The 23,002-nt window shown below is 68.9% G+C and carries 26 protein-coding genes; 10 read left to right on the top strand and 16 right to left on the bottom strand.

The genetic code is table 11. The features are described from left to right. The first annotated feature begins 41 nt into the window (after positions 1-41). Positions 42-662: a hypothetical protein gene (locus tag KF689_10570; GenBank protein ID MBX3133813.1), complete on the top strand. Its 621-nt coding sequence runs from the start codon at positions 42-44 to the stop codon at positions 660-662. Here the strand turns inward: KF689_10570 and KF689_10565 are convergent. From KF689_10565 to KF689_10545, 5 genes are read right to left on the bottom strand one after another with little or no spacing between them, the layout of a single operon-like run. Continuing rightward, the gene (locus KF689_10565) at positions 659-1,387 is read right to left on the bottom strand and encodes a hypothetical protein (protein MBX3133812.1); all 729 of its coding nucleotides are present in this window, start codon (positions 1,385-1,387) and stop codon (positions 659-661) included. The genes KF689_10570 and KF689_10565 overlap by 4 nt on opposite strands. After that, positions 1,384-3,201, bottom strand: coding sequence for a long-chain fatty acid--CoA ligase (locus KF689_10560; protein MBX3133811.1), 1,818 nt, complete (start codon positions 3,199-3,201; stop codon positions 1,384-1,386). The genes KF689_10565 and KF689_10560 overlap by 4 nt, the downstream gene beginning before the upstream one ends. A 34-nt stretch (positions 3,202-3,235) precedes the next feature. Then, positions 3,236-4,027 carry a hypothetical protein gene (locus KF689_10555; protein ID MBX3133810.1) on the bottom strand — a complete coding sequence of 264 codons (792 nt, stop codon included), beginning with the start codon at positions 4,025-4,027 and terminating at the stop codon, positions 3,236-3,238. Next, positions 4,024-4,794, bottom strand: a complete 771-nt coding sequence (locus KF689_10550; GenBank protein ID MBX3133809.1) for a ParA family protein — start codon at positions 4,792-4,794, stop codon at positions 4,024-4,026. Before KF689_10550 ends, KF689_10555 begins: the two co-directional genes overlap by 4 nt. 2 nt (positions 4,795-4,796) lie before the next feature. Beyond that, positions 4,797-5,249: a tetratricopeptide repeat protein gene (locus KF689_10545; protein MBX3133808.1), complete on the bottom strand. Its 453-nt coding sequence runs from the start codon at positions 5,247-5,249 to the stop codon at positions 4,797-4,799. 298 nt (positions 5,250-5,547) lie between these two features. On the opposite strand from KF689_10545, the gene KF689_10540 reads away from it, so the two are divergent. Next, positions 5,548-6,060 carry a phosphoribosyltransferase domain-containing protein gene (locus KF689_10540; protein MBX3133807.1) on the top strand — a complete coding sequence of 171 codons (513 nt, stop codon included), beginning with the start codon at positions 5,548-5,550 and terminating at the stop codon, positions 6,058-6,060. A gap of 41 nt (positions 6,061-6,101) precedes the next feature. Here KF689_10540 and KF689_10535 read toward each other — a convergent pair whose 3' ends face one another. From KF689_10535 to KF689_10515, 5 genes are all read right to left on the bottom strand, one after another. Continuing rightward, entirely contained in the window at positions 6,102-6,452 is a 351-nt protein-coding gene (locus KF689_10535; GenBank protein MBX3133806.1) for a DUF2847 family protein, read from the bottom strand. A gap of 16 nt (positions 6,453-6,468) precedes the next feature. Continuing rightward, complete coding sequence (locus KF689_10530) at positions 6,469-7,128, bottom strand: nitroreductase family protein (GenBank protein MBX3133805.1); 660 nt, start codon at positions 7,126-7,128, stop codon at positions 6,469-6,471. A gap of 8 nt (positions 7,129-7,136) precedes the next feature. Beyond that, a complete protein-coding gene (locus KF689_10525) occupies positions 7,137-7,694 on the bottom strand; it encodes a hypothetical protein (GenBank protein ID MBX3133804.1) in 558 nt (185 codons plus the stop codon). Between the two features lie 19 nt (positions 7,695-7,713). Then, a complete protein-coding gene (gene ligA, locus KF689_10520) occupies positions 7,714-9,633 on the bottom strand; it encodes an NAD-dependent DNA ligase LigA (GenBank protein ID MBX3133803.1) in 1,920 nt (639 codons plus the stop codon). 194 nt (positions 9,634-9,827) lie between these two features. Then, positions 9,828-10,385 (bottom strand): ferritin, encoded by a 558-nt coding sequence (locus KF689_10515; GenBank protein ID MBX3133802.1) that lies wholly within the window; start codon positions 10,383-10,385, stop codon positions 9,828-9,830. Between the two features lie 49 nt (positions 10,386-10,434). On the opposite strand from KF689_10515, the gene KF689_10510 reads away from it, so the two are divergent. After that, entirely contained in the window at positions 10,435-11,781 is a 1,347-nt protein-coding gene (locus tag KF689_10510; GenBank protein MBX3133801.1) for a thymidine phosphorylase, read from the top strand. A 6-nt stretch (positions 11,782-11,787) separates the two neighbouring features. Continuing rightward, entirely contained in the window at positions 11,788-12,021 is a 234-nt protein-coding gene (locus KF689_10505; protein MBX3133800.1) for a hypothetical protein, read from the top strand. Positions 12,022-12,305: 284 nt separating this feature from the next. Here KF689_10505 and gyrB read toward each other — a convergent pair whose 3' ends face one another. From gyrB to KF689_10485, 4 genes are all read right to left on the bottom strand, one after another. Beyond that, a complete protein-coding gene (gene gyrB, locus KF689_10500; protein ID MBX3133799.1) occupies positions 12,306-14,246 on the bottom strand; it encodes a DNA topoisomerase (ATP-hydrolyzing) subunit B in 1,941 nt (646 codons plus the stop codon). Between the two features lie 148 nt (positions 14,247-14,394). Beyond that, a complete protein-coding gene (locus KF689_10495; GenBank protein MBX3133798.1) occupies positions 14,395-14,772 on the bottom strand; it encodes a DUF721 domain-containing protein in 378 nt (125 codons plus the stop codon). Beyond that, on the bottom strand, positions 14,762-15,904 hold the full coding sequence (gene recF, locus KF689_10490; GenBank protein MBX3133797.1) for a DNA replication and repair protein RecF: 1,143 nt from the start codon (positions 15,902-15,904) through the stop codon (positions 14,762-14,764). The genes KF689_10495 and recF overlap by 11 nt, the downstream gene beginning before the upstream one ends. A 22-nt stretch (positions 15,905-15,926) precedes the next feature. Next, positions 15,927-16,718: an enoyl-CoA hydratase/isomerase family protein gene (locus KF689_10485; GenBank protein ID MBX3133796.1), complete on the bottom strand. Its 792-nt coding sequence runs from the start codon at positions 16,716-16,718 to the stop codon at positions 15,927-15,929. A gap of 56 nt (positions 16,719-16,774) precedes the next feature. Here KF689_10485 and mtnA point away from each other — a divergent pair, with 56 nt between their 5' ends. From mtnA to KF689_10455, 6 genes are all read left to right on the top strand, one after another. Further along, positions 16,775-17,842 carry an S-methyl-5-thioribose-1-phosphate isomerase gene (gene mtnA, locus KF689_10480; protein ID MBX3133795.1) on the top strand — a complete coding sequence of 356 codons (1,068 nt, stop codon included), beginning with the start codon at positions 16,775-16,777 and terminating at the stop codon, positions 17,840-17,842. A 9-nt stretch (positions 17,843-17,851) separates the two neighbouring features. Next, a complete protein-coding gene (gene glpK / locus KF689_10475; protein ID MBX3133794.1) occupies positions 17,852-19,333 on the top strand; it encodes a glycerol kinase GlpK in 1,482 nt (493 codons plus the stop codon). After that, the gene (locus tag KF689_10470; protein MBX3133793.1) at positions 19,330-19,659 is read left to right on the top strand and encodes a hypothetical protein; all 330 of its coding nucleotides are present in this window, start codon (positions 19,330-19,332) and stop codon (positions 19,657-19,659) included. The genes glpK and KF689_10470 overlap by 4 nt, the downstream gene beginning before the upstream one ends. 273 nt (positions 19,660-19,932) lie before the next feature. After that, complete coding sequence (locus KF689_10465) at positions 19,933-20,103, top strand: hypothetical protein (GenBank protein ID MBX3133792.1); 171 nt, start codon at positions 19,933-19,935, stop codon at positions 20,101-20,103. 50 nt (positions 20,104-20,153) lie between these two features. After that, positions 20,154-21,341, top strand: coding sequence for an ImmA/IrrE family metallo-endopeptidase (locus tag KF689_10460; GenBank protein MBX3133791.1), 1,188 nt, complete (start codon positions 20,154-20,156; stop codon positions 21,339-21,341). Continuing rightward, positions 21,338-21,817 (top strand): DUF4411 family protein, encoded by a 480-nt coding sequence (locus KF689_10455; GenBank protein MBX3133790.1) that lies wholly within the window; start codon positions 21,338-21,340, stop codon positions 21,815-21,817. The genes KF689_10460 and KF689_10455 overlap by 4 nt, the downstream gene beginning before the upstream one ends. A gap of 261 nt (positions 21,818-22,078) precedes the next feature. On the opposite strand, the gene KF689_10450 is transcribed toward KF689_10455, so the two are convergent. Further along, positions 22,079-22,600 (bottom strand): hypothetical protein, encoded by a 522-nt coding sequence (locus KF689_10450; protein ID MBX3133789.1) that lies wholly within the window; start codon positions 22,598-22,600, stop codon positions 22,079-22,081. Continuing rightward, positions 22,600-22,989: a hypothetical protein gene (locus KF689_10445; protein MBX3133788.1), complete on the bottom strand. Its 390-nt coding sequence runs from the start codon at positions 22,987-22,989 to the stop codon at positions 22,600-22,602. The genes KF689_10450 and KF689_10445 overlap by 1 nt, the downstream gene beginning before the upstream one ends. Positions 22,990-23,002: the final 13 nt, after the last annotated feature.

The raw sequence follows: 23,002 nt of genomic DNA, 5'->3' as shown, positions 1-23,002 counted from the left end.
TCGTATTTTTACACCATCCGCCCCCCTCAGGTCCAGTCCCGATGCGCCTTGACATTGCCGAGCGTCTGATTTGCCCGGAGCCGCACGCCCGAACGCCGCTGGTCGTCGTGGCGCTGGAGACGCGCGGCCGCGACGTGATTCGCGCGGCGGTGGGATGTATGCAGTGTCGCCGCGAATGGACGATCGAGCAGGGGACGCTGTTGCTCGACTCCGCGGTTTCCGCGCCTGACGGCGCGACCTCGGAGCCCAGCGACGCATTGCTGTCGCGCCTCGAGGCCTTGCTCGGCGTGACTGACCCAGGCACGCCGCTGCTGCTCGGTGGGCGCTATGTGCAGGTCGCGCCTGCATTGGTGGCGCGCTGCGAGGCAGTGGTCGCGGTGCTGCCGGCCGCTGGCGCGAGCCCAGAGGGCGTGGGGCACGTGCAGGGCGCGCCGTCGGTGGTCCCGTTCGCCGATGCGACGTTTGCGGCGGCGCTGCTCGACGGAACGATGGCCCCCGCGCTGGTCGAAGACGCGGGGCGCGTCGTGCGCGTGGGGGGGCGCATCGTGGGCGATGCGTCGTTGCCATTGCCGCCGCGGGTGCGCGAGCTCGCCCGCGACGCTGAGCACTGGGTCGGCGAGGTCCAGGCCGCGCCGAGCGTCGTGCCCTTGCGCCGCGCCTAGCGCAGCGGCATCGCCACGCCGAGCTGCACGCGAAGGTCGTGCTGACGCGGCGTGCGTTGGTGTGCCTCCGGAAACAGCTCCGTACCCTCGCTCCCGTGCTGGAGCAGCGGGTACGTCCACATCGCGTCGTCCACCGTGAGCTGCACGCCGAGGCGGTCACTCAGCCAGTAGCGCGCGCGGAGCCCGATCAGCAGGCCCAACTTGACGCGGCTTCTGGCGGCATTGTCCTCCGTGCTCGCCTCGCCAAACGTCTCTCCTGTCAGGAACTGCAGCATCGGGGCGCCGATGACGCCCACCGCGAGGCGCTCGCGGTCCACGAAGCGATACGTCGGACCCATCCAGAGCGAGGTGATGCGTCCCTCGGTAGTGCTCGTCGCCACGAACGGCCCCGTGTGGTCGCCGGTGGCGGTGCGCGAGATGCGCCGCTCGATGGCGTGGCTGACGAGGCCGAGTTCCCCGAATACGTGCCCGCGCAATGCTCCGTTGACGGCGACGCCTACGCTCGCGCCGGGGATGCGCCGTCCACGCTCCCGCGTGTAGACCGGCGCGCCGGTCGTGGGGGAGGTGACGCGGTCGAACTCCACGGCGGGGCTCTGCACGATGCCCGCGAGGATGGCCACCTCGGAACGCTGCGCCGCGAGCGGCGGTGCCAGCACGGCGGCCAGCGCAAGGGCCCGAGCGGTCACCTGCGCACCCCGTACGGCGCTGCCTCGACGCGGACTCATTCACCGCCCTCGTACAAGCTGTCGATCAGCGCCTTGTACTGCGTGTCGATGACCTTGCGCTTGACGCTGAGCTTCGGCGTCAGCTCGCCGCGCTCGATCGAGAAGTCGTGCTCGAGCAGGCCGATCTTCTTCGGCGTCTCGAAGCTCGCCAGGCCCTCGATCGTCTTCCGGACTTCCTTGTCCATCTTCGCCTGGATCGTCGGCATCGCGATCAGCTGCTTGCGGTCGGTCCAGATGATGTTCTTGAGCGCGGCCCACTTCTCGAGGTTGTCCCAGTTGGGCACGATCAGCACGATCGGGAACTTGCGCTTGTCGCCGATCATCACCGCCTGCGAGACGTACTTGCTCTCCTTGATGCGGTTCTCGATCGGCTGCGGGGCGATATTCTTCCCGCCGGCGGTGACGATGATGTCCTTCTTGCGGTCGGTGATGCGCAGGAAGCCGTCTTCGAGCACGCCGACGTCGCCGGTGTGGAACCAGCCATCGGCATCGATGACCTCGGCCGTGGCATCCGGCCGGTTGTAGTAGCCCTTCATCACGTGGGGGCCGCGGGTCAGGATCTCGCCGTCTCCGGCGATCTTGACCTCCACGCCCTGCGCCGGCTTGCCCACCGAGCCGATGCGGAAGGCCCCCGGTGTGTTCACGGCGATCACGGGCGAGGTCTCGGTCAGGCCGTAGCCCTCGAGGATGACGAGGCCGGCAGCGTAGAAGAACTTGTTGATCGTCGGGTTCAGCGGCGCGCCACCCGAGACGAAGTAGCGCAGGCGGCCGCCGGTGCGCTCCTTGAGCTTGCTGAACACCAGCTTCTGCGCGATGCCGTACTTCCACGCGAGGAAGCCGCCCGGTTCGCGGCCGGCCAGCTTCTCGTCGGCCCACTTGTCGGCCACGCCGGCCGCCCAGTGGAAGATCTTGGCCTTCACCGCGCCGCCGGAGACGGCGTTCTCCAGCACCCGCGCGTACATCTTCTCGAACAGCCGCGGCACCGACATACAGATGTGCGGGCGCACCTCGGAGAGGTTGAGCGGCACGGTGTCGATGCTCTCGGCGTAGGCGATGCCGATGCCGTTCGCGAAGAACAGATAGTCGCCCATCCGCTCGAAGATGTGTGAGAGCGGCAGGAAGCTCAGCGCCACGTCGCCGGCGGTCAGCGGCACGTCGCGCTCGCCCGCCTTCACGTTCGAGTGGATGTTGTCGTGCGTCAGCATCACGCCCTTCGGCAGGCCGGTGGTGCCCGACGTGTAGATGAGCGTCGCCAGATGATCCGGCTCCACCGCCATCGCCGCTGCCTTGAAGGCCGCCGCGCGCTCAGGCGAGTCGAAGGCGGCGCCCTTGGCTTCGAGCTCGGCGAAGGTCATATCCGCGCCGGCCGGCTTGGCGTCCACGAAGGAGATCACGGTGCGTACGCTCGTGAGCTGCCCGCGCACCTGCTGCACCTTGGCCGCCTGCTCGGCGGTGGAGACGAACAGCGCCACCGCGCCCGAGTCGTTGAGCGGATGCACGATCTGGTCGGCCGGCAGCGTCGGGTACACCGGGACGTCGGTCATTCCGCCGCAGAGGCAGGCCCAGTCGGCCATCGCCCACTCGGGACGGTTCTCGGACATAATGCCCACGCGCGCCCCGCGTACCACGCCGATGGCCTCGAGCCCCAGCGCCACGTGGCGCACCCGGCGGAGCACGTCCTTGTGCGAGATCGGCTGGTACTTGCCGTCCTTCTTGAACTGGTACGCCGCGTCGAGGTCGTGCTGTTCCACGGCGTGGAAGAAGATCTGCGTCAGCGTGCCGCGAGCGGGGCGCGGGCCTCCAGAAGCGATCATCGGACGAGTCTCGGGTGGGGAGTGGACGTGGAGCTCAGAAGCCCGGTGGCGTAAAGGTCACGGTGTAGCGCACCGGGCTGCCCGGCACGTGGAGGCCGAGCGCGCGCACCTCCGCGATGACGATGACGCTGTCCGGCTGGACGGGTAGGAGGTTCGCGAAGATGCGCAGACGGCGCGACGAGACGCCGTCTGCCTTGGTGGTGTCGGTCAGCGAGTGCCGCGTGGTCGTCGCGGCCCACAGCGCGAACTTGCTGGTGTCGGTAGGCGCGAGTGTATCCCCGTTGTGCACCAGGCGCCAGCGGACGCGCCAGCCGGGCACGTTCGGACTCTCGTCGCCGATCACGTCATTGCTGCGCAGGGTGAGCGAGAGAGCCGGCGAGACGTTCTGGGCCCGGTCGGGAATGCTGTAGGCGAAGGCGATGTCGGTGTTCGGGGCGACGACGGTGTCCGGCTGCCGCGTGACCTCGACGCGCCGAATCTGGGACTGCAGTCCCGACACGGCGGCCACAAGCCGTACGCTGCCGGCGCGCCGCGTCGCCGTCAGGAATCCGTTGGCGTCGATGCTCACGCCGGTGTCGAGCGAGAAGTACTGGATCTCCGCGCCGCCGACGACCTCGCCGCGGCCGTTGTACACGGTCGCGGTGAGCGGCGTCGCTACGCCCGCGCCATCGCGAAGCGTGTCGCCGGTGATGAGCGCAGGGAACGCGATGCCGGTGAAGTCGAGGGCGGCGACCGCGCCAGGATCGGTGACCGCGTCGGCGCAGGCGAGGAGCCCTGCAGCGGCGACGGCCAACGGGGCGGCGAGCCGACCCGCTGCGCGCTTCATCCCGCCAGACGCTCCGCGAGTCGCGTCGCGAGGTTCACGTACGCCTGCGACGCGGCGTCGGCCGGCGAGCGCACCACCGCCGGTTGCCCCGCGGCAAAGGCCTCGGCCACGGCCGAGCTGCGCGGGATCACCAAGTCCAGCATCAGGTGCGGCGGCACCTTCTCGCGGATGTACTGCACCGTGCTCTCGCAGGCGGCGTTGCCCGCCTCGTACATCGTCAGCAAGATGCCGTCGAAGGCCAGCGACTCGTGGGTATTCACGATGTCCTGTACCCCACGGAGGATCTGTGGTGTCGTCTGCAGTGCCAGCGGCTCCGCCTGCAGCGGAATCAGCACCCGGTCAGCCGAGGCCAGCGTACGGCGCGTCACGGGGCCGAGCCCCGGCGGCGTGTCCACCACGACGATGTCGCAGCGCTCCTTGGCGGCAGCGAGCATCCTCGGCAACAACTCGGAGCTGGCGATCTGCTCTTGGTAGTTCGTGTGGTCGGCGAGATCCGTGACCGAGCCGGCGAGCATCACCCGCAGCCAGGGCAGCGTGGTCGGCAGCAGCACGTCGCGCAACGTGCGCTCGCCCGCGAGGTAATCGGCGAAGCCGTAGCTCGGGTGGTCCTTGCGCAGGCCGGCGCCGAAGCGCACCGAGCCCTGCGGATCCACGTCCACGAGCAGGGTCTTCATTCCGCGCCGCGCGAAGGCGGCGGCGAGGTTCACGGCGGTGGTCGTCTTGCCGACGCCGCCCTTCTGACTGACAATCGCGAGGACCTTGCCCAACGTCAGGTTCCGGCCGAGGGTGAGGAGCTGTCGCTGGCGAGCAGCTGGTCAAGAGTGGCCTGCGCGTGCGCCACCCAGCGTTCGGCCTCAGGGCCGGACGGCGGATGCGCCAGGAAGGCCTTGAGGTGCTTCACGGCGAAGTTGCCGTCACCGCGCTTGATCAGGAGAAACGCAACGCCGTAGTGCGCCCCGGAGAGCGTCGGATCGATCTCCAGCGCTTTGCGGTAGGCCCGGATCGCCTCCTCGATGCGCCCGATCTTGGACAGCGCGATGGCGAGGTTCTGCAGGACCTTGAGGTCGTCCGGCCGCTCGCGCAGCGCGAGGCGGTATGAGGTCACCGCGGCATCAAAATCCCCCTGGCGCTCCAAGACTAGCGCCTCGCTCAGATAGTCGAGGCGCTGCCGGTGCTGCGAGCTCTCGGAGCGTCCGCCGAAGAGGCGGTCCCAGAAGGACATACGGGGAGAGTTGGGGGACGGGCAGAAGTTATAGATGGGGGGCGGGGGACGGAAGCCAGCCTGACAGTGGGAGAGGGGAGACGGGAGGTGGGTGACGGCAGGTAGAGGGGAGATGGGAGATGGTTGGGAGAAGGGAGATGGTGGGGAGAGGGCAGATGGTGGGGAGAGGACCCAAGCGCCTCTCCCGACCGTCTCCCCTCATCCGACCGTCTCCCGTTTCCGCCTCCCCGCCCTCACCCACCTCCCACCTCCCTCCTCCCACGTTTCAATAACAATGCACCCGACGTACTTTCCCCTTATGCCTCCCCGACGCTCCGCACCCAAAGAAGTCTTCCACGTTGATTGGCCGCTGTTCGGCGAGCTCTCGCGTGCGCTCGCGCTCAAAGTCTCGAAGACCTTTGACCCCGACCTCGTCGTCGGGATTGCGACCGCAGGCGTCGTGCCCGGGGCTGTCGTGGCGGCGATGCTCGACCGGCCCTTCCACTCGATGATCGTGTCGCGGCGCTATCACGCGGAGTCCGTCCGTCAGACGCCGGCGGTGCTGTCGGCGGCACCGGAGGACGCGCTGGGCAAGCGGGCGCTCATCGTCGACGAGACCTGCGATGGCGGGGACACGATGCGGTTGGCCATCGCCGCGCTCGTGAATGCGGGGGCCAAGGAAGTGCGCACGGCGGTGAGCTTCAAGACCGGGCCGTATGCGCCGGACTATTATGCGCTCGAGACCGAGGCGCGCATCGTCTTGCCGTGGGACCGCGAGCAGATCCTCGACGGGCAACTGATTCCGAATCCCAAGTACGACGGGCTGCTCTGACGGCACGCACCGGTGCGCGAACGGCGCCGGCGTCGCCCGCTTTAGACTCGCGCCCCGAGCCCTTCGGAGTTTCCGCCGAGCGCCGCCTGCAACCGCGCCGGCGCCACCCCTCGGTGCGACGCGTGCCAGCTCACCACACCGTCGTCGATGATCAGCACCTGCGGCGACTCGTGTCGCACGCCGAAGTGGCGCTCGATGTCCTGCGACAGCTCACGCTCGGCAAGCACATCAACGAGCTCCAGCGTGAGTTGCGCCTGCGCCGCGAGCTTGCCGAGCACGTGATGGCTCCAGCTGCACAGCTCGCAGCGGGTCGAGTGCTTGTAGACGATGCTGCGGCCCGGGCGCGCGGCGAGTTCGCTCGCGGACGAGAAGGTGGCGGGGATGATGGCCATTCGTCGCGAGCCGACCTTATCGGAACGTGGCGATGTCGCCGAGCGGCTTCTTCGTGATCACGGGTACCTGCGCGTCCTCCGCGGGATACCCGACGACCAAGAGCAGGAACGCCTTCTCAGACTCCGGACGCCCGAGGATGCGTCCGAGGAATCCCATCGGGCTCGGGGTGTGCGTCAGCGTCGCGAGGCCCGCGTGGTGCAGCGCCGCGATGAGAAAGCCCGTCGCGATGCCGACCGACTCCGGTACGTAGTAGTTCGCGCGCCGCGTATCGTCCGCCCCGGCGCGCCAACGCTGCGCGAAGATCGCGATCAGCCACGGCGCAGTCTCGAGGAACGGCTTGTTGGGATCGGTGCCGAGCGGCGCGAGGTCCTCCAGCCACTCAGGCGTGGCGCGCTCGGCGTAGAACTCGCGTTCCTCGGCCTCGGCCGCCTGACGGATCTGGCGTTTCGTCTCAGCATCCGAGACGCAGACGAAGTGCCACGGCTGGATGTTCGCGCCGTTCGGCGCGCTTCCAGCGGCGAGGAGGCAGGGCTCGAGCACGCTGCGAGGGACAGGCTCAGGCGAGAAGTCCCGCACGCTACGCCGGCGACGCAGCTCCTTCGCGAACGCCTCCGCCCGCGCTTGCATCTCTGCGGCGGGGTATCGCTGGTACTGCTCCAGCGGCTGCGACTGCATCGCTGCCGCTACGCCAGCTCGGCCAGCGCGTCAGCGTACCCCACGCCTTCGGTGAGCCGCTGGTACACGTGCGCGATCACGTCGGCGCTCGCGAGCAGGAACCGGCAACGCGCCGCGCCGGCGGAGCGGCACTCCACCTCGAGGCAGCCCATCGGATTGCCGGCGACGCGCCCGAAGACGTCGGCGAGCATCCCAGCCGTGTAGTAGCAGCTCGGGTAGGGCATCCCGGCTTCGGGATCGGACTCCGCCCAGTCCTCGGCATCGAAGGCCACGGCCGCATCGCCCAACGGCTCCAGGCTGACCTTGCCCCAGCCAGTCTCAGAGAAGAACCGCGCCGCCGCTTGCTGAAACTGCGCGTAGGGCAGCGACTCGGGCGCGCCGAGGCCGTTCGCCGCGCACCACTGCGTCATTCCCGCGAGCACGGCCTCGCCGCCGGCATAGCCCGCCTCCTGCAAGACGCCGGCGAATCCATCGCCGAGGTCGCGCACGAGGGAAGCGCGCAGGCTGCGCAGGGAGCTGTGCGGAATCGCCGAGAGGGCGGTGGCGCCGAGCGTGAACGGAGTCATAGTCAGCCCTAAGAAAGGGTCAGCGGCCCAGCCGGCGCAAGAGTTCGGCTTCATCGATGACCTCGATGCCGAGCTCCCGCGCCTTGTCCAGCTTGCTGCCGGCCTCCTCGCCCGCCACCACCAGCGTCGTGGCCTTGGAGACCGAACTCGTCACCTTGCCGCCCGCGTTCTCCACCAGCTCGGTGGCCTCCGGCCGCGAGAGCGTGGGCAGCGTCCCGGTAAGGACGATCTTCATCCCCTTGAAGGCACCGTCGGCGTCGGCGGCGCGGGGCTCATCCATCGTCAGCCCCGCCTCCTTGAGGCGCGCGACGAGCGAGTGCATCGCCGGCGAGTCGAACCACTCGCGCACCGACTCCGCCATCGTACGGCCGACGCCGTGCAGGGCCTCGATGTCGTCCACCGAGGCGGCGGCCAGCGCGTCCATCGTGCCGAAGGCCCGCGCGAGCAGCTTGGCGCTCTCCGCGCCGACGTGCCGGATGCCGAGTGCGTTGAGGAGCCGCGAGAGGGGCTGCTGCTTGGAGGCGGTGATCGCGTCCACGAGCGCGATGGCGCTCTTCGCTTGGAAGCCCGCGACGCCGCCGAGACTCCCGGCGCCATCGGACCCGCCGTCAGTCGCGTCGCCTTCGCCCGCCGCGCTGCGCTTCCTGCTCGGCTTCCGTGGAACCAACTGCTCCACGGTGATCGCGTAGATGTCCGCCGCGTCCCGCACCAGGCCGGCCGCGATGAGCTGCTCGAGCCGCTGATAGCTGAGCCCGCGGATGTCCATTCCGGCGCGCGAGACGAAGTGCGCGAGCGCCTCAAGCTGGCGCCCGCTACAGGCCAGGTTGGGGCAGTAGCTCGCGACTTCCTCCTCGTCCCGCACGGCCGGCGTGCCGCAGACAGGGCAATGCGTGGGGACGGCGACGGGCTGCTCGCTGCCATCCCGACGCTCGGGCACGGGGCCGAGCACCTGAGGAATCACCTCGCCTGCACGCTTGACCTGCACCACATCACCGATGCGCAGGTCCTTCTCGGCCACGAGTTCGAAGTTGTGCAACGTGGCGTACGTGATCGTTGCACCGCCGACCTCCACCGGTGCCAGCACGGCCCGCGGCGTGAGTGCGCCGGTGCGCCCGACCTGGACCTCAATCGCGAGCAGCTTCGTCTCCGCGATGTCGGGCGCGAACTTCCGCGCCACGGCCCAGCGCGGCACGCGCCCGCCAATCATCCCGAGTTCGGTCTGGAGCGCGAGACGATTCACCTTTACGACGCCGCCGTCGATCGCGAAGGGCAGCGTCGGCCGCACCGTCGATTCCAGCTCGCGCGCCCAGGCGTGCACGTCGTCGAGCGTGGCGCAGGCGCGGCGAAAGGGTGGCGTCGGCACGCCCCAGGCGGCGAGGCTCTCGAGCAGCTCCCACTGCGTCGCGAAGGGCAGGGCCGGCACACCCGGGACGGCGAAGGCGTAGCCGAAGAAACGCAGCGGCTTCTTGGCGGTCTCGCGCGGATCCTTCTGGCGCAGCGCGCCAGCCGCCGAGTTGCGCGGGTTGGCGAACACCGGCTCGCCGGCCGCGGCCCGCTCGCGGTTCATCCGCTCGAAGCCGTCGAACTCCATATAGACCTCGCCGCGGATCTCGATCGTCTGCGGCCAGCCGCCGCCGTCGAGCTTCCGCGGCACGTCGGCGATCGTGCGCAGGTTGGCGGTGACGTCCTCACCCACGCTGCCGTTGCCGCGGGTCGCACCGACGCTCAGTACGCCGTCCACGTAGGTGAGCGATACCGCCGCCCCGTCAATCTTCAGCTCGCAGCAGTAGCCGTCCTTGTCTACCGCGCCGCCGACGAGCTTGCGCAGGCGCACATCCCATTCGGCCAGCTCGGCTTCGTCGAAGGCGTTGTCGAGCGATGCCATCGGCACGAGGTGCGTGTGCTTGGCGAGGTGGCTCTCGCCGACCTCGGCGCCCACGCGGACGGTGGGCGAGTCGGCGTCGCGCAGCTCCGGATGGTCGCGCTCCAGCGCCTGCAGTTCGCGGAACAGCCGGTCGTACTCGGCGTCGCTGAGCGTCGGGCGATCGAGGACGTAATACTCGTGCTGCGCGCGCTCCAGCTGCGCGCGCAGCTCGGCCGCGCGCGCGGCCGGACTGGGGTCGTTCGTCGCGCTCAGGGGGCCCCGGCGTCGCCGTCGTTGCCCTCTTCCGCGAGCCCACCGTCGCGCAGGAAGGCCTCCACGTGGAAGAGGCCGGCCTCGCCCGCGCGTTTCACCATTCGCACCACGGTGTCGGCCGAGGTGACCTCCTCGCGTTGCTCGTTGACGAACCAGTCGAGGCCGTTCTTGATGATGTGGTTCTTCTCCTTGATCGCCAAGTCCACGATGTCGTTGATCTGGTTCGTGACCGTGATCTCGGAGTCCAGGGCCAGCTGCACCGCGGCGAGTGAGTTCTTGAAGCCGGTCTTCGGTGCCGGAACCGCGGGGATCTTGAGGTCGCCGCCGCCGTCGAGGATCAGCCGCACGAAGCGCATCGCGTGGTCGCGCTCCTCGCTGGCCTGGTTGAAGTAGTGCTTGGCCAGCATCGGCAGGCCTTCGGCGTCGAAGTACGACGCGATCACCACATACTGGTTGCTGGCCGCCAGCTCGTTGCCGACCTGCGTGTTGAGCGCGGCGTTCAACTGCTTGGAGAGCAACATCAGGATGGACTCCCGACCGCCGAAGCGGTTCATTTAGGGTGCTGGAAGGAATCTAACGTCGGCAGCATCGCCGAGGAGTGGGATGACGGTCGTCGAGCTCATCGAACGCAAACGCAATGGCGGCCGGCTCACGGCGGGCGAGCTGCGCGCGCTGATGCGCGCCTACGCCGACGGTGAGGTGCCGGACTACCAGATGTCCGCCTTCGCGATGGCCGTGTACTTCCGCGGGATGGACGACGAGGAGATCGGGGCCCTCACGGCCGCGATGCTCGAGAGCGGCCGTAGTCTCGACCTGACCCACCTCGGCGTCCCGCGCGTGGACAAGCACTCCACCGGTGGCGTCGGCGACAAGGTCTCGCTCATTCTCGCGCCACTCGTGGCCGCCTGCGGCGTGGCCGTTCCGATGATGTCCGGCCGCGGGCTCGGCCACACCGGTGGTACCCTCGACAAGCTCGAAAGCATCCCCGGCTTCCGTACGCGTCTCACGCTGGAGGAGACCGTCGCACAGCTGGAGCGCCTCGGCGTCGCGATGATCGGGCAGACCCGCGAGATCGCGCCGGCGGACCGCAAGTTCTATGCACTGCGCGATGCGACGGCCACCGTGGAGGCCATCCCGCTCATCGCCGCATCCATTATGAGCAAGAAGCTCGCGGAAGGTCTCACCGGCCTGGTGCTCGACGTGAAAACGGGCGCGGGGGCGTTTATGACGAAGCTCGAGGACTCGCTGACGCTTGCCCAGACGATGATCGCGCTCGGGGAACGGCGCGGCTGCCCAACGGTCGCGCTGCTCACCGATATGGACAGCCCGCTCGGTGAGGCCTGCGGCAACGCGCTCGAGGTCGAGGAGTCCATCCACTGCCTGCGCGGCGAGGGGCCCGCCGACCTGCGCGAGGTGACGTTGGCGCTGGCCGCTGAGATGCTCTTGGTCGCCGGTGCCGCGTCGGACCAGCGCAGCGCGCGCCAGCGCGCCGAGTCCGCGCTCGGCAGCGGAGCGGCGCTGGAGAAATTCCGCGAGATCGTCCAGGCGCAGGGCGGCCACCCCGGCGTCGTGGACAACCCCGTGGCCATCCTGCCGCGCGCGCCCATCCGTGAACGCGTCGAGGCCGCGCGCAGCGGCATCGTGCAGCGCGTGGAACCGCGGATCATCGGGCGCGCGATCATCGACCTCGGCGGCGGACGCACGCGCGTCGAGGATGAAGTGGATCCGGCCGTGGGCATCGTGCTGCACGTGCGGCCCGGCGGCCGCGTGGAACGCGGCCAGCCGATCGCAACCGTGCACGCCCGGGACGCCGACGGACGCAAGGCCGCCGAGGCGGCGCTGCGGCAGGCTGTCGTGCTCGGGGAGCAGCCGCCAGCGCGCCGTCCGCTCATCTCACACCGCGTCACCAGGCGGGGGGTGGAGGAACTCCCCGCCGTGGGTGCACATTAAGGCACTATGCAGAACATCGAGAAGCTGGGCGCCCTCGGGGCGATGGGAGTCGCCGGCGGCAAGATGGCCGCGTGGCTCGGATTGGCATTTCTGACGCGTCCGGTCTCGACCGGTGGCGTCGACGGCACCACGCACCTCGTGATTATGGCGAGCTCGTTTATGGTGCTCGGGATGATCTCGCTGGCGCACGTCTGGTTTGCGCAGCAGTTGCGCGGCGGAGCGGACAGCATCCGCGGCTGAGCACTGGTCGTGGCAGGGCAGCGGTGCGAGGCCGTGCGCCGACGTCGTCACCTCTGGCGCTAGCGTGGTCGACAACCCTCTCGAGGCTTGTCACCACAGAGGGCACAGAGGGCACAGAGAACAACCACAACAAAGACTTAGGGGGCCCACACCGATACTTCGGTGCGGACCCCCCCCTCAGTGTTGTTGCGATTGCAGTCGCAGTGCTCGGCGCCCTCTGCGCCTCTGCGTTTATCGCCGTTCGCAGTTCGCCGTTCTCTGTGCCCTCTGTGGTGACCCGCCGTTCAAATATCGAGATTCGACGCGAACTTCGCATTCGTCTCGATGAACACGCGGCGCGGCTCCACCTCGTCCCCCATCAGCGTCTGGAAGATCTCGTTTGCCTGGAACGCGTCGTCCATCGTCACCTTCAGGATCGTGCGCGTCTCGGGATCCATCGTCGTCTTCCACAGCTGGTCGGGATTCATTTCGCCGAGGCCCTTGTAGCGCTGGATGTTCAGGCCCTTGGCGTCGTCACCGCCCATCCGGCTGATGATGCCGTCGCGCTCGGCGGTATCGTAGGCGTAGTACATCTCCTTGCCCTTGGCGACCGAGAACAGCGGCGGCTGCGCGATGTAGACCATCCCGGCATCGATCAGCTCCGGCATCTGCCGGAAGAAGAACGTCAGCAGCAGCGTGCGGATGTGCGCGCCGTCCACGTCGGCGTCGGTCATAATGATGACCTTGTGGTAGCGCACGTTCTCGAGCGAGAACTCTTCCTTGATGCCGGCGCCGATGGCCGTGACGATGGTGCGGATTTCCTCGTTGCCGAGGATCTTGTCGATGCGGGCCTTTTCGACGTTCAGGATCTTGCCGCGCAGCGGCAGGATCGCCTGGAACATCCGGTCGCGGCCCTGCTTGGCCGAACCGCCTGCCGAGTCGCCCTCGACGAGGTAGAGCTCGCACATCGCCGGGTCCGAGAGCGAGCAGTCGGCCAGCTTGCCGGGCAGGTTGCCGACGTCGAGCGCCGACTTCTTGCGGGTGAGGTCGCGGGCCTTGCGGGCGGCCTCGCGCGCGCGGGCGGCGCTGAGCGCCTTCTCCAGCACGGCGTTGGCGACGCGCGGATGCTCCTCGAGGTAGCTCGAGAGCCACTCGTTGACGGTCGTCTTCACCGCCGACTCGGCTTCCGAGTTACCCAGCTTGGTCTTGGTCTGCCCCTCGAACTGCGGCTCGCGGACCTTCACCGAGAGCACGGCGGTGAGGCCTTCGCGCACATCGTCGCCGCTGAGCTTGAGGTCCTTGTCCTTCTTGGCGAACGACGACTTGTCGAGGTGCTTGTTGATCACGCTCGTGAGCGCGGCCTTGAAGCCGGTGAGGTGCGTGCCGCCCTCGTGCGTGTTGATGTTGTTCACGAACGAGAACACGTTCTCGTTGTAGCCGTCGTTGTACTGCAGCGCGATCTCGATGCCGATGTCGTCCTTCTCGCCGTCGAAGTAGACGATCTCGCTGTGCAGCGCCTTCTGCTTGGCGTTGAGGAAGCCGACGAACTCCTTGAGGCCGCCCTTGGCGTGGAAGGTCTCCTCGCGCTGCGTCGCCTCGCGCTCGTCGCGCAGGGTGATCGTCACGCCCTTGTTGAGGAACGACAGCTCGCGCAGGCGCGAGGCCAGCGTGGCGTAGTCGTACTCAAGCTCGGTGAAGATCTGCGCGTCGGGCTTGAACCAGACCTTCGTGCCCGTGTCCTTGGGCTTCACCTGGCCGAGCACCTTGAGCTTCGTCGTCGTGTCGCCACGCACGAAGTCCATATAGTGCTCCTTGCCGTCGCGCTTGACCCACACCTTCAGGTTCTCGGAGAGCGCGTTCACCACCGAGACGCCGACGCCGTGCAGTCCGCCCGACACCTTGTAGGTGTTCTTGTCGAACTTGCCGCCGGCGTGCAGCACCGTCAGCGCGAGTTCCACGCCCGGCAGCTTCTCCACCGGATGGATGTCCACCGGGATGCCGCGCCCGTTGTCCGATACCGAGATCGAATTGTCGGGGTGGATCGTCACGTCCACCGTGTCGCAGTAGCCGGCCAGCGCTTCGTCGATCGAGTTGTCGACCACCTCGTAGACGAGGTGATGCAGGCCGCGATGCGACGTCGATCCGATGTACATCCCGGGGCGCTTGCGGACGGCTTCGAGTCCCTTGAGGACTTGGATGCCGGAGGAGTCGTACTGCGAGTCGGCGACGTCGTTCGTCTTGGCCATAAGGGCGAAAAAGGGGCGGGAGAATCGCGCGAAGAAATGCCGAAAACCGCGTCGCCAGAGCGACCCACAAAACTAACTCCCGCGAGGCGCGAAAGCAACGATTTTCACAAGCGGCAAATGGCTGTGCCGCAACGGGTTACGGCACCGCTTAGCGGGCCCCGTGACGGCCCGTCCCGTGGGGCTCGTCGCGCAGCAATTCCCAGCGGATTCGGCGCACGGTCGTCGTGCCGGCGGCATCGTTCACGCGGGCCACGAGCGAGCGCTCCATCAAGCCGAGTTCCTGCATCCACGCGTGCGTCTTCACGCCCACCACCAGCGTGCCGTCCTCGGCGATCAGGCGCGCGTCGGTGACGCCGGCGATCTGCGGCCCGACGATGCGCGGCCACAGCGCCAAGACCTGCGCGCGCTCCACGTCGTCGTCGAGCCCGCTGGCCTTGAGCGCCGCCGCCAACAGTTCGGCGATCGGGCGCGGCGCGTTGCGCCCGCTGCGTGTGTCGTCCTTCACGGCCGCATCCTCACGCGTCACCCGCCACGGCGAACGCGCCGCCCTGCACGCGCCAGCGCTGCAGGCGCGTGAACCGCGCCGGGATCTCGTCCTCGCGCGGCACGCAGAGCACGCACTGCCCCACGCCCTGCTCCTCGAGCAAGCCGAGGATGCGCGCCGTGCGACGGCGATCCAGTTCGGCGAAGGGATCGTCGAGCAGCAGAACCGGGATCACACCCGTGGCTTCGCGATGCGTCGCCGACTCGAGCATCCGCAGCACGATGGCCGCGGTGCGCTGCTGCCCCGCCGAGCCCACCTGGCGCAGGTCGTGCGCATCGAGGCGTAGCGCGAGGTCGTCGCGGTGCGGGCCCGACTGCGTGAGCCCGCGGCGGCAATCCTGCTCGCGCTGGCGGTCAAGCAGCGCGAGCAGTTCCTCGCGCGGATGCTCGGACTCCGCGAGCAGGCCCTCGTAGGTCAGCGTCGCGGGCTGCGACTCGCCGATGGCGGCGCAGAGCGCCGCGAAGCTCGCCGCGTGCGCGGCCGCCCACGCGCGCCGCTGCTGCACCAACACCGCGCCGTGTTCGGCCAAGGCCGGCTCCCAGGCGGCGGCCGCCGCCAACGCCGTGCGCACCGAAGACCGTCGCGCGGCATCGCGCAGCGACGCGTTGCGGCGCACCAGCGCCGCGCGGTAGCGGCGCAGCGCGTGCAGATAGCTCGGCGACGTCAGCGCCAACGTGATGTCGAGGTACCGCCGCCGCTCAGACGGCGCGCCGGCAATCAAGTCCACGTCGCGCGGTGAGAACGAGACGCTCGGCAGCACGTCGAGCGCTTCGGCCAGCTTCTCGGGCTCGGCGCCGTCGAGCGTGACCTTCTTGCGCCCGGTGCGGTCGGCGCCGACGGTGGCGCGCTCGGCGCTGCCGTGCTGCATCGTGGCCGCAAGGTGGAACGCCGTGGCACCGAAGCGAATGAGGTCGCGGTCGCGCGCGCCGCGCATCGAGCGCAGCAGGCGGAAGTAGGCGATCGCCTCCACCGCATTCGTCTTGCCCTGGCCGTTCTCGCCAACGAAGGCCACGCCCTCGGCGGGGAATGCGATCTCCGCCGCCGTGATGTTGCGGAAGTCCCGCAGCGCGAGCGACGCGAGCCGCGCGGCCTTGGGCGTCGTGGCGGCGGTCATCCGTACGTGGTGCCGCGCAGGTTCAGGCGCCGTGGAACGATGGCGGGCGCTTCTCGAGGAACGCCGTGGTGCCCTCGCGCATATCGGCGCTGCGTCCGAGCTCGCCGAAGTGCCGGCTCTCCAACGCCAGGGCGTCGTCGGTGGACATTCCCACGCCCTGCGTCACGACCTCGATCGCGTGCGCCAGCGCCAGCGGGCCGTTGGCGATCATCTCCTTGGCCATCGAGCGCGTCACGTCCATCAGCACTTCGGTCGGATATACCGCGTTCACGAGCCCGAAGGCCGCAGCGGTGTTGGCGTCGATCATCGCGCCCGTGAGGATCATCTGCAGCGCGCGGCCCTGCCCGACGAGCCGCGGCAGGCGATGCGTGCCGCCGTAGCCGGGGATCAAGCCGAGCTTGGCCTCGGGCAGGCCGAACTTGGCGCCTTCGCTGGCGAGGCGGACGTGGCAGGCCATCGCGAGCTCAAGTCCGCCGCCGAGCGCGAAGCCGTTCACCGCCGCGATTACCGGCTTGTTGAGGCGCTCGATCTTGGTGAACACCCGCGAGCCAGCAGCCGAGAGTGACTCCAGCCCAGCGGGGCCGTCCGCCGCCTCGGCGATCTCGGCGATGTCCGCGCCTGCCACGAACGCTCGGCCGGCGCCGGTGAGGATGACGGCGCGAATCTGGTCGCGACCGGCAATCTCGGTGAACGCGCGGTCCAGCTCCTGGATGACCGTGCCGTTGAGCGCGTTGAGCTTGTCGGGCCGGTTGACCGTCACGACGGCCAACTGGTCGGCGATCTCGAGCGTGAGGAAGGCGAAGGGCGTCGTCATCGGATTCGTGGCGAGGGACTCGGCGCGGGTGTGTGCTACAATCTATACATTCAGACGTGACCCTACCCAGCTTCCGCGCCGTCCAGTGGGCGCCGGATGGCGCGCTGCGCATCATCGACCAGCGCCTCCTCCCCGGCGAGTTCGTGGAGCGCGACCTCCGCAGCGTCGTCGACGTGGCTGACGCCATCCGTACGCTCGCCGTGCGCGGTGCGCCGGCCATCGGCGTGGCGGCGGCGATGGGCATCGTGGCCGCGGCCGACGCGGAGCGTGCCTCAGGCTTCCTGGCCGACATCGGTGCGCTCCGGCGCTTCGTGTACGACGCGGCGGCGGCGCTGCAGTCCACGCGGCCGACGGCCGTGAATCTCTTCTGGGCGCTGGACAGGATGCGCGCCCTGCTCGACGCTGCGCACATCGACGTGCTGACGCTGGCCGCGGCGCTCCGAGCGGAGGCCGAGGCCATCCGCGCCGAGGACGAGGCGATGTGCGAGGCGCTCGGGCGGCACGGTGCCACGCTGCTCAAGGACGGGATGCGCGTCCTGACGCACTGCAACGCCGGTGCGCTGGCAACGGCGGGTATCGGTACGGCGTTGGCTCCTGTGTACGCGGCGCACGCGGCCGGACTGCGCGTCGAAGTCTTCGCCGACGAGACGCGGCCGCTGCTGCAGGGCGCCCGGCTCACCGCCTGGGAGCTCACCCGCGCCGGCGTCCCGGTCACTGTCATCACGGATGGGACGGCCGCCAGCCTGATGGGCGCCGGACGCGTGGACCTCGTGCTCGTGGGTGCGGACCGCATCGCCGCCAACGGCGATGCCGCCAACAAGATCGGGACCTACGCGCTGGCCGTGCTGGCCAAGCATCATAAGATTCCATTTGTGGTCGTGGCGCCGTCGAGCAGCGTCGATGCGCAGACCGCCAGCGGCGAGGCGATTCCCATCGAGCAGCGCGACGCCACCGAAATCGCGCAATTGGGCGAGCGTCGCGTGGCCGCCGCTGGGGCCACGGTGTACAACCCTGCGTTCGACGTCACGCCCGCGGCGCTGATCACGCACATCGTCACGGAAGACGGCGTTCTCTGCGCACCCTACCACTTTGACCGCGCCACGCTCTCGCTGCCCCCCGCGTAAGGAGTCCCTGTGCGCCACGTCCTCGCTCTCGATGAAGGCACGACCGGCACCACGGCACTGGTGATCGCCGAGGACGGACGGGTGGTCGGCCGCGGGTACCGCGAGATCACGCAGCACTTTCCGCAGCCGGGCTGGGTGGAACACGACGCCGAGGAGATCTTCGCGCGGACCATCGAGGCGGCGCGCGAGGCGATGGCGCAGGCGAAGGTGACGCCCGATGCCATCGGCATCACGAACCAGCGCGAGACGATCGTGCTCTGGGACCGGACGACGGGCAAGCCGGTGGACAAGGCGATCGTGTGGCAGGACCGTCGCACGACGCGGCGGGCGGCGGCGCTGCGCGAGGCGGGGCAGGGGGCGGCCATCTACGCGGCGACTGGCCTCGTGACCGACCCCTACTTCTCGGCCACGAAGCTCGAGTGGCTGCTGCAGGAGCGCGCGCGCGGCATCGCGCCGGATCGCCTCGCCGCCGGGACGATCGACACCTGGCTCATCTGGAAGCTGACCAACGGCGCCGTGCACGCGACCGATCCGACCAATGCATCGCGCACGATGCTGTTCGATATCAACGCGATGCAGTGGAGCGAGCAGCTCTGCGCGCTCTTCGGCGTGCCGCGCGAGATCTTGCCGGAAGTGCGTCCGTCCTCGGGCGCGTTCGGCGAGGCGGCCAAGGAGCATTTGGGCGTCGCGATCCCCATCCTCGGCGTCGCCGGCGACCAGCAGAGCGCGATGTTCGGCCAGGGTTGCTGGCAGCCCGGCCAGAGCAAGAACACCTACGGCACCGGCGCCTTCCTGCTGCTCAACACCGGACGCACGCGACCACCCGGCGGTCAGGGCGTCCTGACGACGCTGACCTGCGATGCCGAGGGCAAATCCGTCTATGCGCTCGAAGCCAGCATCTTCATCGCCGGCGCGGCGGTGCAGTGGTTGCGCGACGGTCTCGGCTTGCTCGAGAAGGCCAGCGAGACCGAGGCGATGGCCCGATCACTCGAAGCGAACGACGGTGTGTACTTCGTGCCGGCGCTCACCGGCCTTGGCGCGCCGCACTGGGAGCCGGACGCGCGCGGGACCATCGTCGGCCTGACGCGCGGCACCTCGCGCGAGCACTTGGTGCGCGCCGCACTCGAAGCGATGGCCTACAGCACCGCCGACGTACTCGAGACGATGCGCGGGGCCAGCGGGGCGCCGCTCGACGTGCTGCGCGTGGACGGCGGCGCCGCGCAGAACGATTGGTTGATGCAGTTCCAGGCGGATGTGCTCGGCGTCCCTGTCGAGCGGCCTGATTTGGTGGAGACCACGGCTCTGGGCGCCGCGGGACTGGCTGGCATTGCCGCTGGCGTTTGGGCGAGTGCCGAGGCCTTCCACGCCTCGCGCCGGTTCACCCGCTTCGAGTCCGCGGCGGGCAACAACGTGGCGCGCCAGGGCCTCGGCGGCTGGCGACGTGCGACGCGCGCGGCCGTGAGCTGGGCGCGCGACCGGGACGACGGATGAAGTTCGCGCTGGTGTTCGTCCTCTGGTCTGGGAAGTTCGGCGCGCCACCGGAGCGACCGCGCGAGGACCCGTGGTTCGGCAAGGACAAGCTGTACCACTTCGTGGGGTCAGCGGCGATTCAAGCCGGCGGGCACGCGCTGGGCCGGTCGGCCGGGCTGAGCTACCGGGATGCGGCCTGGACGGCGGCGGGGCTCACGCTGAGCGTCGGGGTGGCGAAGGAGCTGTATGACCGCGCCGACGGGCGGTTCTTCTCGTGGCGGGACCTCGCGGCGGACGTGGCGGGCGGGGGGAGCGCGGCGGTGGTCGTGCGGCAGCTCCGGCGGTAGCCGCCGCTACTGCTGAACCTGAGGAGAAAGTAGTGCCTTCTGGCGTTTCTTCAGTGCCTCGAAGGCATCGATTCTCGACATCAGCGACGCGTCGGAGCTCGCCTTACGGTTCTCGTGATAGTAGTCACCGTGCGCCTGCACCGGCGCGATCGAATCGGTCTCGCGCCTCAGCCGCTCCAACTCCGCGTCGGGACCCGGACCATAGGCACATCCTGTTCAAGAGGTTCAGACGCCGGGATCACGCCTTGCGGTCGTGCACGCTGTTTGCACCATATGGGTACAGCACAGTCAAGCGCGCGGCTGGCCGCGACCCGCAAGGGCCGCGGCCTCTCGCAGGAGGCCCTCGCTGCCGAGGTGGGCGTCTCGCGCCCCGTGACTGAGTACGACGAAGGCCGCGACGCGCGAGCTGACGGCTCGCTCCGCGTGCGACGCGGTGTATCTTAGCCGTACGCCTCGCTCCCCCCTCTCGCTCCGACCCACCACCACCTCCGCCCGTGGCTTCTGGACGTCTTCCTGCGCTCGTCACGCCCGCGCTCGTGCATTGGGCGCGGACGACGGCGGGCTTCGATGTCGCGACCGCCGCGAAGCGCCTGAAGGTGGGAGCGGCCGCGATCGAGGCGTGGGAGACGGGGAACAAGCCGCTCTCGCTCGCGCAGCTGCGCAAGATGGCAACGCTGTACAAGCGCCCGCTGGCCGTCTTTTACCTGCCTGAGCCGCCGCAGGGCTTCACACCGCTGCGCGACTTCCGCACCGTCGAGGGTAAGCGACGCACCCTCGAGACCCCGCGGCTTGCGCTCGAGACGCGGCGCGCGCAGCAGCGGCGCGAGGCCGCGCTGGAACTCGCCGCCAGTCTCGGGGAGGAGCCTCCGCCGTTCCCGGTCACCGCTGCGTTGTCCCAGGACCCGCTCGCCGTCGCCGACGCGCTGCGCGCCGCGCTCGGCGTGTCGCTCGCCGAGCAGTTCGCGTGGACCGACCAGTACGTCGCGCTGAACGGATGGAAGCGCGCGGTTGAGCGCGTCGGCGTGCTCGTGTTCCAGACCGAGAATCTGCCGATGGGCGAGGCCCGCGGGTTCTCGCTCGCGCACTTCCCGCTGCCGGTCGTCGCCCTCAACTCCAAGGAGAGCCCGCGCGGGCGCATCTTCACGCTGATGCACGAGCTCGCGCACGTCGCCGTCCGATCGAGTGGCGTGTGCGACCTGCACGACAATGCCGCCGCGACCGGTGAGACGGACCGCGTCGAGGTCTATTGCAATCGCGTGGCCGGCGCGCTGCTCGTGCCCCGCGACTCGCTCGCGGAAAGCCTCGTCGCCCTCGACCTTACGGCGGAGCGCGAGTGGGCGGACGCGACGCTGCGGTTGCTCGCCGATCGGTACGCGATCAGCACGGATGCCGCGCTGCGGGCCTTGGTGCAGGCCGGGCGCTATCCGGCCGCGCTCTACAGCACCCGGCACGCTGCCTTCGTGAAGGCCTGGGAGCGGGACAAACCGAAGGGCGGGCCCGTGCCGTACTTCCGGCGTGCGCTGGGCTGGGCGGGCCGCCGCTTCGCGCGCCTCGCACTGGGCGCCTATGACGAGCAGCGCATCTCGAGCGCGGACCTGACCGAATACCTGCGCGTCAAGATGCCGCAGGTCGAGCAGATCCGGACCGCGCTGCGAAAAGAAGACCTCGCCGAGTCCGCGTGACGCGCTACTGCCTGGACACCAGCGCCCTCCTGGATGCGTGGAACCGGAGCTATCCGCCGGACGTCTTCCCCCAGCTGTGGCAGGCCATCGAGGAAGGCATCGCGGCCGGGCGGTTCGTCGCCGCGGAGGAGGTGCGCGTTGAGATCGCGAAGAAGGACGACGCGCTGCTCAAGTGGGCCAAGAAGCAGCGCGGCCTCTTCGTCGACCTCGACGCGGCGCAGCAGACCGCCGTCGCCGAGATCCTGGGCGCGTTCCCGAAGCTCATCGACACGCGGAAGGGCCGCTCCGGCGCCGACCCCTTCGTGATCGCGCTGGCGCGCACGCAGGGCACCGTCGTCGTCACGGGCGAGAACGACGACGGCACGACGGACCGGCCGAAGATCCCGACGGTCTGCCGGCACTTCGGCCTCCGCGCGATCAAGCCGCTCGACTTCATCCGCGCGAATCGCTGGGTGTTCGCGCACCGCAGCGCGTAGCCGACGGCACCCGCCACGACCGCGCGCCAAACACGACGCCGCCCGACCCTTCGAGGGGTTGGGCGGCGGCTGCATCGTGTTCAGCTCATCCCAAGCCTAACCACCGTTGCTGCTGACAGCGGCTGCGCCGCTGCAGCAGAACGTGGGGGTTAGGCACCAAGTAACGAGCGTCCGGTGCGCCCGGGTCGATTCAGAGTGCCGAAATTAGCCCCAGCCTGCGGGACGCCTACCGTGTCAACTCCATCGACGCTCAGCAACCACCTAGATTCCACGCATTCGTTCGAGCACGCGGCTTCGCCGCTCGGCGCGCACATCGTATCTTAGCACGCCGCTGAAGCTGTGACTCGACGTGTCGGCCAGTGCGCCAACGCGAATCACGCCGTGGATGGTTTTCGCGCCAGGCGGAAGATCCACGCCGTCTCGCAGTGCGAAGACCCGCGCGGAGTCCGACCAGTCCATGGCATCGGTATCCCAACGCCCGATCACCACGGAGTCGCCGGAGGTCGTGTCTGTGATTACCAACGATGTGAGGTGTACCTCTTCGACCGACCCACGGACGCGAACCTCGATCACGTACGGAGATCCGCTGACGAAGACGACGGAGTCGCCGGTCCGTAGTGACGTCCACGTGCCGAATCCCTCGACCCTGAGTTCAAGCTGCGGTGCGACTCGGATTTGTTCCGAGGAGAAGCGGTGAATCACGTGCGTTGCCTTGTCGCATGCGGCAAGCAACGCTAGCGGCAGAAGCGCGCTGAGCGCATTCGGCATCGCGATCCGGCGCATTACTGACATACAGCCCTCCCTCCCATATCCGCGCCCGAATCTTGAACGCACGGCTTTACGACAGTGGTAACGACCGCCTTTAGCCGGCTGAGCACGGTCGACTTGTCACCCGGCGATTGCGTGCCCACCGCAACCCACGGCACAATGTCGAGCACCGTATGGCTTACGGGATTCGTTCCGTAGTTGTACGTCGCCGCGTTCTCGCCGGTTACCTCTTCTCCGTTTCGGCGCACCGATTCGTGATGGCCATCGGCAGACAGGTATTTCACATTGTCCGTCTCGCCGCCCATCTGATGAAACGCGCTACGGTCGGGGCTCTGTGGTATGTTGGCCAGTTCGGGCCTGTTCATCGATGGCCGACCAATCTCACGAACAATGAAGCCCGTCATTATCCTGCATGAA

Source organism: Gemmatimonadaceae bacterium (assembly GCA_019637355.1).
Classification (GTDB): domain Bacteria; phylum Gemmatimonadota; class Gemmatimonadetes; order Gemmatimonadales; family Gemmatimonadaceae; genus Pseudogemmatithrix.
Note: the sequence above shows the minus strand (reverse complement) of the source record. Positions and strands in the feature narration are given on the sequence as shown.

Excerpts from the sequence above, each read along its gene's own strand:
- KF689_10540 (MBX3133807.1), top strand. The coding sequence starts at position 5,548 with ATGCCTCCCCGACGCTCCGCACCCAAAGAAGTCTTCCACGTTGATTGG.
- recF (MBX3133797.1), bottom strand. The coding sequence starts at position 15,904 with ATGACCGCCGCCACGACGCCCAAGGCCGCGCGGCTCGCGTCGCTCGCG.
- KF689_10450 (MBX3133789.1), bottom strand. The coding sequence starts at position 22,600 with ATGCGCCGGATCGCGATGCCGAATGCGCTCAGCGCGCTTCTGCCGCTA.
- KF689_10470 (MBX3133793.1), top strand. The coding sequence starts at position 19,330 with ATGAAGTTCGCGCTGGTGTTCGTCCTCTGGTCTGGGAAGTTCGGCGCG.
- KF689_10545 (MBX3133808.1), bottom strand. The coding sequence starts at position 5,249 with ATGTCCTTCTGGGACCGCCTCTTCGGCGGACGCTCCGAGAGCTCGCAG.
- KF689_10565 (MBX3133812.1), bottom strand. The coding sequence starts at position 1,387 with ATGAGTCCGCGTCGAGGCAGCGCCGTACGGGGTGCGCAGGTGACCGCT.
- KF689_10570 (MBX3133813.1), top strand. The coding sequence starts at position 42 with ATGCGCCTTGACATTGCCGAGCGTCTGATTTGCCCGGAGCCGCACGCC.
- gyrB (MBX3133799.1), bottom strand. The coding sequence starts at position 14,246 with ATGGCCAAGACGAACGACGTCGCCGACTCGCAGTACGACTCCTCCGGC.
- KF689_10505 (MBX3133800.1), top strand. The coding sequence starts at position 11,788 with ATGCAGAACATCGAGAAGCTGGGCGCCCTCGGGGCGATGGGAGTCGCC.
- KF689_10535 (MBX3133806.1), bottom strand. The coding sequence starts at position 6,452 with ATGGCCATCATCCCCGCCACCTTCTCGTCCGCGAGCGAACTCGCCGCG.
- KF689_10525 (MBX3133804.1), bottom strand. The coding sequence starts at position 7,694 with ATGACTCCGTTCACGCTCGGCGCCACCGCCCTCTCGGCGATTCCGCAC.
- KF689_10510 (MBX3133801.1), top strand. The coding sequence starts at position 10,435 with ATGACGGTCGTCGAGCTCATCGAACGCAAACGCAATGGCGGCCGGCTC.
- KF689_10515 (MBX3133802.1), bottom strand. The coding sequence starts at position 10,385 with ATGAACCGCTTCGGCGGTCGGGAGTCCATCCTGATGTTGCTCTCCAAG.
- KF689_10485 (MBX3133796.1), bottom strand. The coding sequence starts at position 16,718 with ATGACGACGCCCTTCGCCTTCCTCACGCTCGAGATCGCCGACCAGTTG.
- KF689_10555 (MBX3133810.1), bottom strand. The coding sequence starts at position 4,027 with ATGAAGCGCGCAGCGGGTCGGCTCGCCGCCCCGTTGGCCGTCGCCGCT.
- KF689_10530 (MBX3133805.1), bottom strand. The coding sequence starts at position 7,128 with ATGCAGTCGCAGCCGCTGGAGCAGTACCAGCGATACCCCGCCGCAGAG.
- KF689_10445 (MBX3133788.1), bottom strand. The coding sequence starts at position 22,989 with ATGACGGGCTTCATTGTTCGTGAGATTGGTCGGCCATCGATGAACAGG.
- KF689_10465 (MBX3133792.1), top strand. The coding sequence starts at position 19,933 with ATGGGTACAGCACAGTCAAGCGCGCGGCTGGCCGCGACCCGCAAGGGC.
- KF689_10560 (MBX3133811.1), bottom strand. The coding sequence starts at position 3,201 with ATGATCGCTTCTGGAGGCCCGCGCCCCGCTCGCGGCACGCTGACGCAG.